General features: G+C 43.6%; 15 protein-coding genes. 9 read left to right on the top strand and 6 right to left on the bottom strand.

The window, feature by feature from the left end; all coding sequences use genetic code 11:
* The first annotated feature begins 9 nt into the window (after positions 1-9).
* From trpB to AB4274_RS01985, 3 genes are all read left to right on the top strand, one after another.
* Entirely contained in the window at positions 10-1200 is a 1191-nt protein-coding gene (gene trpB / locus AB4274_RS01995; RefSeq protein ID WP_372110753.1) for a tryptophan synthase subunit beta, read from the top strand.
* On the top strand, positions 1200-2006 hold the full coding sequence (gene trpA, locus AB4274_RS01990) for a tryptophan synthase subunit alpha (protein WP_017061501.1): 807 nt from the start codon (positions 1200-1202) through the stop codon (positions 2004-2006). The genes trpB and trpA overlap by 1 nt, the downstream gene beginning before the upstream one ends.
* A gap of 310 nt (positions 2007-2316) precedes the next feature.
* A complete protein-coding gene (locus tag AB4274_RS01985; protein WP_321163247.1) occupies positions 2317-3636 on the top strand; it encodes a dicarboxylate/amino acid:cation symporter in 1320 nt (439 codons plus the stop codon).
* Positions 3637-3738: 102 nt separating this feature from the next.
* Here AB4274_RS01985 and AB4274_RS01980 read toward each other — a convergent pair whose 3' ends face one another.
* From AB4274_RS01980 to hisC, 5 genes are all read right to left on the bottom strand, one after another.
* Entirely contained in the window at positions 3739-5046 is a 1308-nt protein-coding gene (locus tag AB4274_RS01980) for a TRAP transporter large permease (RefSeq protein WP_010438025.1), read from the bottom strand.
* Between the two features lie 21 nt (positions 5047-5067).
* Positions 5068-5547 (bottom strand): TRAP transporter small permease, encoded by a 480-nt coding sequence (locus AB4274_RS01975; protein WP_004736522.1) that lies wholly within the window; start codon positions 5545-5547, stop codon positions 5068-5070.
* 67 nt (positions 5548-5614) lie between these two features.
* Positions 5615-6574: a TRAP transporter substrate-binding protein gene (locus AB4274_RS01970; protein WP_017061504.1), complete on the bottom strand. Its 960-nt coding sequence runs from the start codon at positions 6572-6574 to the stop codon at positions 5615-5617.
* 581 nt (positions 6575-7155) lie between these two features.
* Complete coding sequence (locus AB4274_RS01965) at positions 7156-7929, bottom strand: ABC transporter substrate-binding protein (protein WP_102398228.1); 774 nt, start codon at positions 7927-7929, stop codon at positions 7156-7158.
* 10 nt (positions 7930-7939) lie between these two features.
* Positions 7940-9082, bottom strand: coding sequence for a histidinol-phosphate transaminase (gene hisC / locus AB4274_RS01960; protein WP_372110751.1), 1143 nt, complete (start codon positions 9080-9082; stop codon positions 7940-7942).
* Between the two features lie 181 nt (positions 9083-9263).
* Here hisC and AB4274_RS01955 point away from each other — a divergent pair, with 181 nt between their 5' ends.
* The 6 genes from AB4274_RS01955 (at position 9264) to AB4274_RS01930 (ending at position 12864) form a co-directional block, all read left to right on the top strand.
* Complete coding sequence (locus AB4274_RS01955; RefSeq protein ID WP_017063534.1) at positions 9264-10151, top strand: LysR substrate-binding domain-containing protein; 888 nt, start codon at positions 9264-9266, stop codon at positions 10149-10151.
* A 285-nt stretch (positions 10152-10436) separates the two neighbouring features.
* A complete protein-coding gene (locus AB4274_RS01950) occupies positions 10437-10685 on the top strand; it encodes a hypothetical protein (RefSeq protein WP_017069991.1) in 249 nt (82 codons plus the stop codon).
* 133 nt (positions 10686-10818) lie between these two features.
* The gene (locus AB4274_RS01945) at positions 10819-11385 is read left to right on the top strand and encodes a septation protein A (protein ID WP_372110748.1); all 567 of its coding nucleotides are present in this window, start codon (positions 10819-10821) and stop codon (positions 11383-11385) included.
* Positions 11386-11573: 188 nt separating this feature from the next.
* Positions 11574-11972, top strand: a complete 399-nt coding sequence (yciA, locus tag AB4274_RS01940) for an acyl-CoA thioester hydrolase YciA (RefSeq protein ID WP_010438001.1) — start codon at positions 11574-11576, stop codon at positions 11970-11972.
* 195 nt (positions 11973-12167) lie between these two features.
* Positions 12168-12464 carry a YciI family protein gene (locus AB4274_RS01935; RefSeq protein WP_004736512.1) on the top strand — a complete coding sequence of 99 codons (297 nt, stop codon included), beginning with the start codon at positions 12168-12170 and terminating at the stop codon, positions 12462-12464.
* 1 nt (position 12465) lies between these two features.
* Positions 12466-12864, top strand: a complete 399-nt coding sequence (locus tag AB4274_RS01930) for a GspS/AspS pilotin family protein (protein ID WP_004736511.1) — start codon at positions 12466-12468, stop codon at positions 12862-12864.
* Between the two features lie 108 nt (positions 12865-12972).
* On the opposite strand, the gene metE is transcribed toward AB4274_RS01930, so the two are convergent.
* On the bottom strand, positions 12973-15336 hold the full coding sequence (gene metE / locus AB4274_RS01925) for a 5-methyltetrahydropteroyltriglutamate--homocysteine S-methyltransferase (protein ID WP_372110744.1): 2364 nt from the start codon (positions 15334-15336) through the stop codon (positions 12973-12975).
* Positions 15337-15591: the final 255 nt, after the last annotated feature.

Genomic DNA, 15591 nt, shown 5'->3' with positions numbered 1-15591 from the left:
AATAACACAATGGCTAAACTCGATGCCTACTTTGGTGAATACGGTGGTCAATACGTACCGCAGATCCTAGTGCCAGCACTAGACCAACTTGAACAAGCATTTATCGATGCACAAGCCGATCCTGAGTTCCGCAGCGAATTCATGACGCTTCTTCAAGAGTACGCTGGTCGTCCAACGGCACTAACGCTAGCACGTAACCTAACAAAAGGTACAAAAACAAAACTGTACCTAAAGCGTGAAGATCTACTTCACGGCGGTGCTCACAAGACAAACCAAGTTCTTGGTCAAGCATTGCTAGCAAAACGTATGGGTAAGCAGGAAATCATCGCTGAAACTGGCGCAGGCCAACACGGTGTGGCAACGGCTCTAGCGTGTGCTCTACTAGGTCTTAGGTGTCGTGTTTACATGGGTGCAAAAGACGTTGAACGTCAAAGCCCGAACGTGTTCCGTATGAAGCTAATGGGCGCAGAGGTTATCCCTGTTCATTCTGGCTCTTCAACGCTAAAAGATGCGTGTAACGAAGCACTACGTGACTGGTCTGCAACTTATGAAGACGCGCATTACCTATTGGGTACTGCAGCGGGTCCTCACCCATTCCCAACGATTGTTCGTGATTTCCAACGCATGATTGGTGAAGAAACGAAGAACCAAATTCTAGCTCGTGAAGGTCGCCTTCCTGATGCGGTTATCGCTTGTGTCGGCGGTGGTTCGAACGCTATCGGTATGTTTGCGGATTTCATTGAAGAAGAAACTGTTCGCCTAATCGGTGTAGAGCCGGCTGGTAAAGGTATTGATACCGACCAACACGGCGCGCCGCTTAAGCACGGTAAAACCGGTATCTTCTTCGGCATGAAAGCGCCACTGATGCAAGATGAGAACGGCCAAGTAGAAGAGTCTTACTCTGTATCTGCGGGTCTAGACTTCCCATCAGTTGGTCCTCAACACGCGCACCTAAATGCTATTGGCCGTGCTGAATACGACAACGTGACCGACGACGAAGCGCTAGAAGCGTTCCAATTGATTGCACGTAAAGAAGGTATTATCGCAGCGCTAGAGTCATCTCATGCTTTGGCTCATGCTGTTAAAATGGCTCACGATGACCCAGAGAAAGAACAGCTATTAGTGGTTAATCTATCTGGTCGTGGTGATAAAGACATCTTCTCTGTACACGACATTCTTAAAGAGAAAGGAGCATTATAATGGATCGCTATCAATCACTCTTCACTCGCTTAGCTGAAAAGAATCAGGGCGCATTTGTACCATTCGTAACGGTTGGCGATCCTAACCCTCAGCAGTCTCTTAAGATCATGGAAACACTCGTTGAAGCGGGTGCTGATGCACTTGAACTTGGTATTCCATTCTCAGATCCGCTTGCAGATGGCCCGACAATCCAAGGTGCAAACATTCGTGCGTTAGATTCTAAAGTCACGCCAGATGTGTGTTTTGATCTTATTGGTCAAATTCGTGCTAAATACCCAGAGCTACCAATCGGCCTACTGATGTACGCAAACTTGGTGTACGCACGTGGTATCGAGAACTTCTACGAGCGTTGTGCTAATGCAGGTATCGATTCAGTATTGATTGCTGATGTACCAACCAACGAGAGTGGCGAGTTTGTTGCTGCAGCTAAGAAGTTTGGTATTCACCCAATCTTTATTGCTCCACCAACAGCAAGTGATGAGACGCTTCAATCGGTTTCTGAGCTAGGTGGTGGTTACACTTACCTACTTTCTCGTGCTGGCGTAACGGGTGCAGAAACCAAAGCAAACATGCCTGTGACAGCCCTACTTGACCGTTTGAACAAGTTTGATGCGCCACCAGCACTGCTTGGTTTCGGTATCTCTGCTCCTGAGCAAGTAAAAGAAGCCATCGAAGCTGGCGCTGCTGGTGCTATCTCTGGCTCTGCGGTTGTGAAAATCATTGAAAACAACGTTGAACAACCAGAAGCAATGCTTAAAGCACTTGCTGAGTTTGTTACGCCAATGAAAGCGGCAACGCAAAAATAATAAATAGGCTCCCACTAGTGCGATAATTTGCGCTGTGGGAGTTTTTCTCCGAGAACACGTCCAAACCCTCTCAATTGTTAAATTTCTGATAAAAACAACACCTCATACAAACCTGTAGCACACCTATAATACCCCACCAAAACATCACCACCATTTATAAAAATAATGACAAACCAAAAAGCAAACGTTTGCTTTAGTGTGAAAAATCATCAAATGACATTTGATTACTGCTTTTTGGTGTTCTTTCATCTCTGCTCATATTGATAAATGTAAAAGATACGTGTAAAACTTCTCGCGAAATATTAATCCAATGGTACATCGTACATTGGTGAGTAGTTCTGGGATTTTTATATTTAGTAGCACAGAGGTTATGGAAGTGTTAAAAGAAAAGAGTTTACTAAGCAACATCGGCGTTCAAGTCGTTATTGCAATGATCATCGGTACCCTAGTCGGTGCGATGATGGGTGACAGCGCAACTATGTTCGCTCCACTGGGTGCTATCTTCATCAATTTGATCAAGATGCTGGTTATCCCTCTAGTCGCGGTTGCCCTAATTTCAGGTGCTGCTGGTCTAGGCAACAGCTCATCAGCAGGTAAAGTGGGCGTGACCACTCTAGGTTACTTTGCACTAACGTCTGCACTTGCTGTAGCACTAGCGCTAGTAATGGGTGAAATATTCGAACCGGGTCGTGGTATCGATGTTTCTGGCGTTGAAGGCATGTTCTCTTCTGAATACGCTGCGAAAGGCGAACTTCCAACGTTCTGGGCAACCATCACGGGTATGATCCCGACCAACGTTTTCCAATCACTGAATGAAGCAAACATTCTGCAAATTCTAGTCTTCTGCTTATTCTTCGGTATTGCGATTTCTAAACAAGCGAAAGAGAAACGTGACCCTATCATCAATGGCGTAAACGCGATTGTTGACGCTATGGTTTGGATGATCAACAAGGTTATGATCATTGCACCACTTGGCGTATTCGGCCTAATGGCAGAAGCTGTGGGTACATTCGGTTTTGGCGCACTTATGGTTGTGTTCAAACTGTTCGTTGTTTACATCGCTGCGATTCTAATCTTCGGCTTTGTTGCTTACCCGCTAATGATTCAAATCTTCACTAAGACTTCTGCGAAGAAGTTCCTAGTGGCGATGAAGAAGCCTCAAGCGGTTGCACTATCAACAGCATCTTCAATGGCGACACTGCCAGTAACAATGGAAACGGTAGAGAAAGAACTTGGCGTTCGTAACTCTACGGCTTCATTCGTTCTGCCTCTTGGTGCGACGATCAACATGTCTGGTAACGCAATTTACTACGGCCTAGTTGCTATCTTCTTCGCACAGCTGTTCAACATCGACCTTTCTATGGGTGCTTACGTTGCTATCATCGTAACGTCGACTCTAGGCGCAGTTGGTCAAGCAGGTGTTCCAGGTCCTTCTTTCCTAGTGGTTGCGGTTCTTCTAGCAGCTGGTATCCCTATTGAAGGTCTACCTCTGTTGTTCGCTCTAGACCGTATCTTCGACATGATCCGTACTGCTCTAAACATCACTGGTGATGCAGCATGTGCAGTCATCGTTGATTCTCTAATCGAAGACGAAGCGAAAGAAGCTGAGCTACAAAAACAGCAAGCGTAATATTAAGCTTCAGTTTGATTGATAAATAAAACCGCCTTCATGAGGCGGTTTTTTTATTAGGTAATGATCGATATTGATTCGGTAAATCTTACCCTTGTCAGGCTAATTGATGAGTCCAAACGCACGAGGCAGAGCCAAACTAATTTCAGGAATAAAAGTAATGGCCAACAGTGTGACGATCAATACGGCACAAAACGGCATGATACTTCTTATAACGTTTTCAATCTTAGAGCCACTGACACTACAACCTACAAATAGCGCCGTGCCAACGGGTGGCGTTGCAATGCCAATACATAAGTTGAAGATAATCATCATCGCGAAGTGAATTGGATGCATGCCTAAATGCTCAGCAATCGGCATAAAGATAGGGGTAAAGATCAATACGGCTGGCGTAAGGTCCATAAACATACCCACAATCAGTAGAATCAGGTTCATCAGAATAAAGATGATAATTGGATTGTCTGAAATAGAGAGCATCCAATCACTGATCATGGTTGGTAGACCGGTAAACGCCATTGCCCATGACATAATGGTAGAAGCACCAATCAAGAACAGCATAATGCCAGTAACCTGAACCGTTTCTCTACAAATTATCGGAAAGTGTGCCCATTTGAGGGTTCGGTAACAGAGTGACAGTATAAAAGAGTATAGAACCGCTATACATGCCCCTTCTGTTGCAGTGAATATACCACCAATAATACCGCCAATAACAACAACAATAAGCCCTAAGCTGGGCGTTGCTTGCCAAACAATATTCAGCACATCTTTCGTTGTGAAGCCGTCATTCGCACTTGTTTTGTAGCCCTTCTTTTTAGCGATGAAATAGGCGACGACCATACAACTTAAGCCCATTAGAATACCTGGGACATACCCTGCGATAAACAACGCCGCAACGGATGTTCCACCCGATACCACTGAAAATACGATCAGTGAATTACTCGGCGGTATTAATAAGCCTGCCGGGCAAGATGCAACGTTTACTGCTGTTGCTAAGTTTTTATCATAACCATCTTTTTCTAATTCTGGGCCTAAGGTTTTACCAACCGCAGCTGCTGCTGCAACGGCTGATCCTGAAACGGCGCCAAACATCATATTGGCGAAGATGTTCACGTGAAAAAGTGAGCCCGGGATCCAACCAACCAAGAGCTTTGCAAGGTTGATGAGTCGACTCGCGATGCCACCTACATTCATTATATTCCCCGCGAGGATAAAGAAAGGGATGGCTAATAAACTGAAACTATCAATACCGGTAATGATTTTTTGACCCGCAGTAATACTGGCGACTTCAAACGGTAAGATGAAATACATGATGGTTAAAGATGACATGGCAATTGCAATCGCAATCGGCATGCTTATCGCGATCATGAATAAGAATAGGCCTAGCAGCCAAACACCAATGGACAAATCCATAATATAGAGTCCTTTTAAAACTTATTTTTTGTTGGGTTCACAAAAAAGATCAAACGTATTCATGACCAAATAAATGAGGATAATAACGGCTGAAATCGGCAATATTGAATACACCGTCGACATCGGTAATTGCAGTGCTGGAGAGAGTTGTTGTGTGGTTCTTCCCATTAGGGCGATGCCACCTTGAAGCATTGCTAGAAATACAAATGCGCCAGAAATGATATTGATGAGTACATGTAATGCGATATGTGCTTTACCCTTAAGATAACCATCCAATAACGTTATTGCTAAGTGTCCTTTGATACCGAATAAGTAGCTTGCTCCTAATAAGCCAAGCCATACCATCGCATAACGAGCAAGTTCATCAGTCCAGTTACTTGGATCATTCAAAACATAACGACTAAAGACCTGCCAAGTGACAGTAACGACAAGTAACATTAGTGCAAAAGAAGAGACAAAAAGAATCAGCCTATCAAGTAGGTTTCTGAAAGTTGCTAACATGTTGTGATACCTCAAAAAATTTTGCCTTAGCAAAGCCAAGGCAAAATTATATTTTCACTAAGACTGATTACAGAACTTCAATTTTTTCAATGAATGAAGCTAATTTAGGGTCTTTTTTGGCTTCATCAATCATAGGTTTAACAGCGGCACGGAACGGGGCTTTATCAACATCAACAAACGTTACGCCTGCTTTCATTCCTTTCTCTTTGTTCATTTCATCTGTTGCGTCCCAGATTTTGATCTGCTCTTCAAGAGACTCAGCTGCAGCTTCTTTTAAGATTTTTTGCTCGTTAGCCGTTAAAGTACCCCATTTGTATTCAGAAATGATGATCACGTCAGGCGTCATCATGTGCTGGTCCATAGAGTAAAATTTGGCAACTTCACTGTGTTTCATTTCAACTAAGCTAGAAATATTATTCTCAGCACCATCAATTACACCTTGTTGCAGAGCCGTGTATACCTCATTGAAAGGTACAGGCGTTGCTTTACCACCAAGTAAGTTAACCATTTCCATCATGGTTGGAGAACCCGGAACTCGAACTTTCATACCAGCGAGATCAGCCGGTGAGTTAATGGCTTTTTTAGCGTAGAAGCTACGTGTGCCTGAGTCATAGAATGTAAGACCGATGAAGCCTTTACCTTCACTTGAAAGCAACATCTCTTGTGCAGCTTCACTTCGCATGAACGTTCTCATATGTGGAACGTCACGGAATAAGAAAGGCAGTGCATTAACCTTAAACGTTGGTTCAAAAGATTCGGCTAACCCACCATTGATTTTGGCCATATCAATCGCGCCAGTAACAACTTGCTCCGCTTGGTCACGTTCAGAGCCTAATTGACCGTTTGGAAAGATCTTAATCGTAAGTTCACCATTCGATTTTTCTTTAACTTTATCAGCCATGATCACCATGCCTTGGTGAGCTGCGCTTTCTAATGACATTGCATGCCCTAACGTCAAAGTTTTTGCTTGAGCGCCAAATGCCATAAGAATTGAAGCCGCTGCAATCGTCAGTAGGTGTTTTTTCATGTTCTTCTCCAGAATCCATTTTGTAAGAGGTACAGTTTTTATATGCAACGCTATAGCTAAGTTTGAAATCTAACGTTCTATTGCACATCGCTCATAGCAGTAACGTTTCATTACAATATTCTTACCTCTATGAATTTTGTATTACAATACTATATGTATATTTTGTGAACTAAGGTTTATCTATTGGCCTGAGAACCTAATTGATTGTGATACCAATCATATTTGGGACTAATTAGACCATTAAGCAGTCTAACTTCGGATTTTTTGGGAATTTCGATTACTTTCAACTGCTTTTAGAACAATCTCTTAGCAAAAAATTACCGATATATTTATGTTATTTTAAGACATTAAATTCAGTTATGGAGCACGACAAAGAAGGTCTCCTCGTTCTAAAACGCGAGTCGTGAACAGTGCTTTGTGAGGTGATGAAGGCAAGGTTTTCGGCTGAATTTAGGTAACAAGAATAGATAAAGGCAATAGAGAGAAGCTTGATAGGATGAATTATTTGTAACAAAAATCCGAGAGCCTCACAGCCCTCGGATTTTTGTTTTTGGTGTTCTAGTTTTTAGGCGTTAAACGAATTACAAATCAGCGCCATAGATATCAAACGTGAAGTACTTAGCGGCGATCTTGTCGTAAGTACCGTTCGCTCTGATCTCTTCAATCGCGGCATTGAATTGTTTCGCCAGTTTTGAATCCTGCTTTCTTAGTGCTAACGCCGTACCCTCGCCAATGTAGGCTTTGTCGGTTACTGCTTTACCTTTAAATTCAAAGCCCTCACCTTCTTTTTTATCTAAGAAAGCTAATGACAGTTGATCCGAGTTGCCAAAGGTTAGATCTAGACGACCATTTTGCAGATCCAGATAAACTTCATCTTGCCCTGTGTAACGCTTAATGTTGGCAACATTGCCAAACTTGTCGGTTACGTAGCGATCGTGAATCGTACCTTGCTGAACACCTATGGTTTTGCCCGCTAAGCCTGCCTGATCGACGCTGAACTCAGCGCTTTTAGCAGCAACAAATACGGCTGGTGTTTGGTAGTACTTATCAGTAAACAAGATCTTACGCTTACGCTCTTCGGTGATACGCATTGACGCCATGATCACATCTGACTTTCTTGCCAACAAACTTGGAATTAGCGAGTCCCAGCTTTGTGAAACCCAAGTACAATCGAGTTTAGCTTGCTCACACAAAGCATCAGCTATCTCAATATCAAACCCGACAGGCACACCGTCGCTGTTTTTATAGTTGAATGGCGGATACGTAAAGTCCGACGCCAAACGGATTTCTTTCGCCTGTACCGTTGTACCAAGTAAAGCGACCGCACAAGCGAGTCCTAGTATTATCTTTTTCATCATTGCCATCCTAGATATGATCTTTATCGAGTTGAGATTGAGTTTCTTTATGTTGAGCTTGTTGAATGTGTTTGCCTTGTTGACTCCGTTCTAATTCGGTTTGGTAACGTGTTAGTGACGTTATCACTTCTAGCATGCTCTCTTGGCTACCAATACTGATTCGAACACAGTTACGCAAAGCCGGTTCATGGTTTTGGTTCCTTGTCACAATGCCGTCCTTCGCCAAGACACTGAACACTTGATGCCCAGCTTTTTGACGCAGCAAAATGAAGTTTGTCGATGAAGGGTAAACAGACTCGATGAAATCAAACTGCGTTAACTCACAAGCAAACCAGTTACGCAGCTCAACCAGATTCTGCGTCGCATCTTGCATCACTGAGACTCGTTCATCAGACAACGCGTCTAATACAATTTGAGATGAGCAATCTGGCATCGGATAAGGTGGAATCAGCTTCGCGACATACTGCATCACATTTTGACTCGCTAAGATAAAACCACAACGAACTGCAGCCAGTCCAAATGCCTTAGACAAAGTGCGAATCACAACCAAGTGCGGATAACGCTCAATAAGGCTAACGGCTGACGTTTGTGGTTCAAATTCGATATACGCTTCATCGACGACCACTAGAGATTTTCCAGTCGTGCCTTCCAGTACCTGAATCAAATCCGATTTAGGAATCACATTGCCCGTTGGATTGTTTGGTGAGCAAAGAAACACGATATTCGCCAGTTTTGCCTTATTCACAATATCAGCGACGTTCAGGCTAAAGTCTTCCTGCAATGGAGAGTCCAAGGTATTAATCGCCAATGCATCAGCGCAAAACTCATACATCGCATACGTTGGAGAGCAGATAAGTATGTTGTCGCACGCCGGTTTACAGAATGTTCTGATCAGCAAATCAATCGCTTCATCTGCACCACGAACAGCCACAGTCGCGGCATCGGTACTACAGTAATCTTGATAAGCCTTAGCAATATCTTGTGGTAAGAAGTCTGGGTATCGGTTGTGACTTGCTTCTCCTTGAAACAGCGAGCTTTCCAATTCATTGGCGTTTAGCCAGACACGTCCATCACCACCAATTCTTCTTGCCGATTGATAAGGTATTAATTTTTTTACAGCCTGAGGCACTAAGCTATCAATAAAAGATGTCAAGAAGCTATCCCTTTCACAAAATCACAATGTCTTCATCATTGCCTTCATATTCAAAAAATGTGACTTATACACATATTGAATCACAAATGATGATTAAGTATTTACATTCAAACAGAACACTATTGATAAATGAATCGAAATAATCACATAATAGCCATGATAAAAAGTCATAGGTAAAGATATGAATCGCACACTTCCTTCAACCAAAACCTTGCTCGCGTTTTTGTCTACGGCAAGGCACCTCAACTTTACACGCGCGGCACATGAGCTCAATGTTACGCAAGGTGCAGTGAGTCGTCAGGTATTGTCGTTTGAAGAAAGCCTTGGCTGTGATCTCTTCTATCGCCATGCTCGCGGATTGTCTTTAACGCCGAAAGGAGAAGAACTGGTTCCCCTGATACAAGGAACGATTCATCAGCTGCAATCGGCTCTAAATCAAGTGGCTAGCTCTCCGTCTAAGATCAAACTCAACGCACCGAGCTGTATTACCTCTTGGCTACTACCTAAGTTGATGTCTTTTCAGCAAGCCTATCCTGAAATTGATGTCGAACTGACGTCGACCATCAAGCACGTCTTCGAACCAAGCTTTGATCCGTTTGACGCCGTAATTACCTATGGTAAGAAGCCAAACCAACAATCGATTATCAGCCAATTATTGTTTAACGAGCAGCTAGCGCCCGTTTGCCAAGCACAAAGCATTACACAGAGCCATCTTGTCGACGACGCATCGACCATCATCAAGCCACACAAGCTTGCCCAATACACTTGGCTACACGCCAATAATGAGCAAAGTGATTGGCGACTTTGGTTAGAGCACATAGGCAGCCACGACCTTTCAAGCAAGAACAACCAACAATTCGCGACACTCGATCAAGCTATGAACGCCGCCATTCAAGGGTTTGGCATTGCCATAGGCGACATCACACTGGCCAAGCAAGATATTGATTTAGGTAGATTGGTAAAAGTGAGTGAAGGCAGTGTTTTCTCTGGAAATGGTTACTTCTTGCTGCAACCCAAGAATCGACAAAATACATCCTTATCTACGCTGGTTGATTGGCTCGTCGATTAGCGGCATCACCGTTGAAAGGCTCACACTATAAGCGGCAGTAGAGCGTCATAATGAGAATTTCATCGTTCTCAAAATGAAACTATTTGAGGTCTGTTTCGTATTGATTGTCAGAGAATAGAACGTACCTTCCTTTAACTATTTGAAAAGAAGTTCAATTCTATTTAGCCGGGAATTTATTCTGTTCCGTTGGAGAAAATGGCATTCGAGTTGCTTTGTCATAGATAACCCAACCAATATACAGCAGGTTGCACCAGTTTCACTGCAGCTTGTCACGGAGGATAGGCTATGACCTTACAAAGACATACGTATTACGGCTTGATTCACCATGGAATTAAAACCCTATTAATGGACAGAATTGGCCACTTCACAGAGCGTGAATATCACGAGTATCTCGACTTAACGACCGGTAAATCGACATGTTTTGCCATGAGTGAGCAAGAGCTCGAAAACACCTTAGACAGCTTAAAGAGCGAAGGTTACCTTGAAGATATCAAAAAGCTGATACCTCGCTATCAAACCTCGTCAATGCGATAACCTGCTTCAACTCTTTAAACACGATGAGTGGTTAGATTGAATTAATTGGCACCCAATTGTCTCGAGCTATTTAGCATCGAGACAGTTTTCGTTAGACTGTCAGCAACTCAACTAACTGGATAGTCAGTGTCTCATGAAACAAATTCTTGATTTCATTCCTCTCATTATTTTCTTTGCGCTTTATAAGATGTACGACATCTATACCGCGACCGGCGCTTTGATCGTTGCCTCTGCAGTTCAAATTATTTTGACTTATCTCATCTACAAGAAAGTCGAAAAAATGCAGGTCATCACCTTTCTAATGGTTGCCGTATTTGGTGGCATGACCATCTTCTTGCACGACGACAACTTCATTAAATGGAAAGTCACCATCGTTTACGCACTGTTTGCGATTGGCCTGACGGTCAGTCACATCATGGGCAAATCAGCGATTAAAGGTATGTTAGGCAAAGAGATCACACTGCCTGATTCGGTATGGGGCAAGATCAACTGGGCATGGACGCTGTTCTTTACCCTATGTGCCGTTCTCAACGTTTACGTTGCTTTCAGCCTACCGTTGGATGTTTGGGTCAACTTCAAAGTGTTTGGTCTACTCATCGCGACCTTGCTCTTCACCTTGCTCACTGGTGTTTATATCTATAAGCATCTACCAAAAGACCAGCAGAAAGAGTTAACGGATAAAAATACCGACGAGAAATAGCCCTTAGGGATGAGTCCTCATACCCTATTTGATACAATTATGATCAATATGCGATTGGCCAATGATACTCGTGATCATTGGCCGCTGATTATTTGTGTTCGGTGAAGACGTTAAAAATTAGACCACCACGAGTCTCGTAAACACATCTATTTTTATATAAAACAATCAATACCATTAAGAGTACGACAATGACTATTCAATCAACTTTGAACCCGATTGGTTCTTTACTTCTTCGCACATTAGCGATGCCTTCTGATACAAATGCAGCAGGCCAGATTTTCGGTGGTTGGATAATGTCTCAGCTTGACCTTGCTGGCGGCATACTGGCGAAGGAGATCTCTAACGGCAAGATTGTCACTGTTTCAGTATCGAGTATTGAGTTCAAACAGCCGGTTTCAGTGGGTGATGTTGTGTGTGTTTATGGTGACTGCACCAAGATTGGCCGTAGCTCGATGAATATCGACCTAGAAGTATGGGTTAAGCCTGTACTTGATCACGGCATCGGCGACCGATATAAGGTTTGTGGAGCAACGTTCAACTACGTTGCTGTCGATGAGGGTGGTAAGCCTCGCCCAATTAATAAATAGTACTTTCGACAGCCCTATCGCACTTTAAGGTCTTTAGTCGTTTCGATTAAAAATGCTAAAGACCTTCTCACTCTCCCGCACCATTTCACAATTTCTTATCATTAGCTCTTCCAATACCAATTAGTTCGCGTAAATTAGCAAGATAGCGAATTTAAACGCCCTCAATTTAGTGAAGTAAAATAAGGATATCTCAATATGTGGTACGTGATTTTTTCTCAAGACGTCGAAAATTCATTAGAAAAACGCCTAAGTGTTCGCCCACAACATCTAGAACGCCTACAAACACTTCACGATGAAGGCCGCCTTTTGACAGCAGGTCCAATGCCAGCGATTGATTCAGATAACCCTGGTGAAGCGGGCTTCACAGGTTCTACTGTGATTGCTGAGTTTAATTCTTTAGACGATGCACAGGCATGGGCAGACGCAGACCCGTACATTGCTGCAGGTGTCTACCAAAATGTGATTGTTAAACCATTCAAGAAAGTATTTTAACGTGAAAAAATGGATTATCGGTTCACTGGCCGCTGTTCTGCTTGCAGGCTGCAGCTCATCAAGTGAACAAGACAAACAAAGACAGCTAGAAATGATGGCGCAGCATCGCGCTGGCGTTTTATCCGCAGGCCTTCCGATTGAGTATGGCCCGCTGTCGGTCATGCGCGTGCTGGCAAAGAACACGGTTATCGAAATCATGATGATCTACAACCAAGATGCAAAAGGTGCTAAACCTTTAAACCAAGTTGTAGACATGAGTGTGAATAGCTACTGTACCAACTCTGAAGTAAGAGCAAACCTCGACATGGGCTTGGCCTACAACATCAAGATTCGCAACACTCGCGGACAACTGATCGTTGAGAAGCTGATCAGTAAAGATACGTGTCAAAGTAGCAGCTAGTTTCTAGCTCGAGATTCGAACAAGTATAAAACCAGAAGGCCTCGCAAATGCGAGGCCTTTGTTGTGGTTCATCGTGGATTAACGGATCAATCAAAATCTTAGACTGAATTATACCTCAGCTGATTCCCACTCTTTACGCAGTGTCTTCGTCGCCGATACAAGGTTGGCCAAGGCGGCTTCTGTCTCAGCCCAGTTACGCGTCTTCAGTCCGCAGTCAGGGTTTGCCCATAAACGTTCAACCGGAATTCTCTTTGCCGCTTTCTTAAGTAAATCAATAATCCACTCTTCTGAAGGGATGTTTGGCGAGTGAATATCGTAAACACCCGGGCCTACCGCATTCGGATAGTTAAACTCTTCAAACGCTTTCAATAGTTCCATATTTGAACGAGAGGTTTCAATGGTAATCACATCGGCGTCTAATGCGGCCACTGAATCAATGATTTCGTTGAACTCGCTGTAGCACATGTGAGTATGAATTTGCGTCTCTGGTTTAGCACTCGCGGCCGAGATCTTAAAGGCATCGACGGCCCATTCTAAATATTCTGCGTGGTCACGTTTTTTCAATGGTAAACCTTCACGAATCGCTGGTTCATCAATCTGAATAATATTGATTCCTGCATCTTGTAGGTCAGACACTTCATCACGCAGCGCAAATGCCAATTGATTAGTGATCTCTTTGCGTGAGATGTCTTCACGTGGGAACGTCCAGCACAAGATAGTGACAGGGCCAGTTAACATCCCTTTCATTTGTTTAGAAGTTAGAGATTGGGCATAGGTAGACCACTCCACCGTCATCGGTTTCTCACGCTCGATATCCGCGACTACAATAGCTGGTTTCACGCAGCGAGAACCGTAGCTTTGCACCCAACCAAATTTAGTGGTTTGAAAGCCTGCTAGATTTTCTGCAAAGTACTCCACCATATCATTACGTTCCGCTTCACCATGAACCAACACATCCAAATCTAGCGCTTCTTGGCGTTTCACCGCATCCGCAATATGGCCTTTCAATGCGGTTGTGTATTCCGCTTCACTCAGTTTGCCGGTTCGGTAAGCACTACGCTGAATTCGGATCTCCCCTGTTTGTGGGAACGAACCAATGGTTGTGGTTGGCAATAGTGGTAAACCCAGCACCTCAGACTGATGAACCGCACGTTCTGCATAAGGAGCACTACGCTCTGCTAATGCTTTGGTAATCGTGCTAAGACGAGCCTGTACTTGAGGCTTGTTCACATGAGTCGAGCTCTTACGTGCAACAATAGGTTGGCTATACGTCTCACACGCTAATATGGCATTTTGATCGCCGTCAAGCGCAGCACCCAATAAGCTAACTTCCGTGACTTTCTGTTTCGCGAAAGCAAACCAGCTTTTCACTTCATCGCTAAGTGAATCTTCTAACTCTAAGTCAACTGGGCTGTGCAGCAGCGAACATGAACTTGCGACCCAAAGCTTATCGTCTAACTTCTCTTTCACTGGTTGCAGTTTCGCTAGCTGAGTAGCCAAGTCTGCTCGCCAAACATTGCGCCCGTTGATGACACCTGCAGACAGCACCCACTCTTCAGGTAGTTTACTCACGACTTCATCGAGTTGTTGTGGCGCTGCAGCTAGATCGATATGCAGCCCGTTAACCGGTAGTTTGACGATTTTGTCTAAGGTATCTGTCACCGAATCGAAGTACGTGGTTAATAGCAGTTTCACTTCCCCTTGAATAACTTGGTATGCCAACTTGAATGAATCAGCCCAACGTTTTTCAAGTTCCAGAGAAAGGATAGGCTCATCGATTTGCACCCACTCAACACCTAACTTGGAAAGTTTAGCCAAAATCGCTTGGTAGGCAGTAAGCAGGCGTGGAAGCAAGCTTAGGCGATCAAAGCCCTCTTCCACTTCTTTGCCTAGGTACAAGTAAGACAGCGGGCCAAGAAGGACTGGCTTAACCTTATGCCCAGCTTGAATAGCTTCATTCACTTCATCAAACAGTTGCGGCCAGCTCACGTCAAACGAATCATCTTTACTGAATTCGGGCACAATGTAGTGGTAGTTAGTGTTGAACCACTTGGTCATGTCAGATGCAGCTGCACCGTCTTGAACACTTTCTGAACCATGTTTCCCGCCACAACAAGTTGGCTGCTTTTGAGATTGTATTTGAGTTTGAGATTGACCGCGACCAACACGGAACAAGGTATCTAAGTCTGGGAAGGCTTTCTCTTCTTCAGAGCCACCAGCGTGACGCTTTGGCACATGACCCAAAAGCAAAGTCGTTGTTAACACATGGTCGTACCATGCGAAGTCACCCGCAGTTGCAAAGCTAAGATTCGCGTCAGCTTGTACATTCCAGTTACGATTTCTTAGTTCGCTACCGAGTTGCTTTAAATCTGATTGGTTAATCTCACCGCGCCAGTATTTTTCTAAAGTGAATTTGAGTTCGCGTTTTTCGCCGATACGTGGGTAGCCTAAAATATGCGTTGTCGTAGTCATGAACCTGTTCCTTATTCAATAATTTTTAGTGTTCGATCAAACTGCCTAGCTTATGGTTTAAGTTCTTTACAAGGCGTCTAGATGGCTAAACTATCTCCCTAATCTGAACGATGAACAACGTCCAAATATTCATCTTGTTTATTAAAAATATTCATCTTGAATAAACCAAAGATGAGGAACTCAAAACCATCTAGACATCTAGACGTTTACAAATGATAAAAAACCCCGTAGGGTGATTATTAAGAAATATTGAAT

Source organism: Vibrio sp. 10N.261.55.A10 (assembly GCF_041470825.1).
In the GTDB taxonomy this organism is placed as follows: Bacteria; Pseudomonadota; Gammaproteobacteria; order Enterobacterales; family Vibrionaceae; genus Vibrio; species Vibrio crassostreae_C.
This window is presented reverse-complemented; position numbering and strand designations above follow the sequence as displayed.

Coding starts and splice junctions, on each gene's coding strand:
- trpB (WP_372110753.1), top strand. CDS start 10: ATGGCTAAACTCGATGCCTACTTTGGTGAATACGGTGGTCAATACGTA.
- trpA (WP_017061501.1), top strand. CDS start 1,200: ATGGATCGCTATCAATCACTCTTCACTCGCTTAGCTGAAAAGAATCAG.
- AB4274_RS01985 (WP_321163247.1), top strand. CDS start 2,317: ATGGTACATCGTACATTGGTGAGTAGTTCTGGGATTTTTATATTTAGT.
- AB4274_RS01980 (WP_010438025.1), bottom strand. CDS start 5,046: ATGGATTTGTCCATTGGTGTTTGGCTGCTAGGCCTATTCTTATTCATG.
- AB4274_RS01975 (WP_004736522.1), bottom strand. CDS start 5,547: ATGTTAGCAACTTTCAGAAACCTACTTGATAGGCTGATTCTTTTTGTC.
- AB4274_RS01970 (WP_017061504.1), bottom strand. CDS start 6,574: ATGAAAAAACACCTACTGACGATTGCAGCGGCTTCAATTCTTATGGCA.
- AB4274_RS01965 (WP_102398228.1), bottom strand. CDS start 7,929: ATGAAAAAGATAATACTAGGACTCGCTTGTGCGGTCGCTTTACTTGGT.
- AB4274_RS01955 (WP_017063534.1), top strand. CDS start 9,264: ATGAATCGCACACTTCCTTCAACCAAAACCTTGCTCGCGTTTTTGTCT.
- AB4274_RS01950 (WP_017069991.1), top strand. CDS start 10,437: ATGACCTTACAAAGACATACGTATTACGGCTTGATTCACCATGGAATT.
- AB4274_RS01945 (WP_372110748.1), top strand. CDS start 10,819: ATGAAACAAATTCTTGATTTCATTCCTCTCATTATTTTCTTTGCGCTT.
- yciA (WP_010438001.1), top strand. CDS start 11,574: ATGACTATTCAATCAACTTTGAACCCGATTGGTTCTTTACTTCTTCGC.
- AB4274_RS01935 (WP_004736512.1), top strand. CDS start 12,168: ATGTGGTACGTGATTTTTTCTCAAGACGTCGAAAATTCATTAGAAAAA.
- metE (WP_372110744.1), bottom strand. CDS start 15,336: ATGACTACGACAACGCATATTTTAGGCTACCCACGTATCGGCGAAAAA.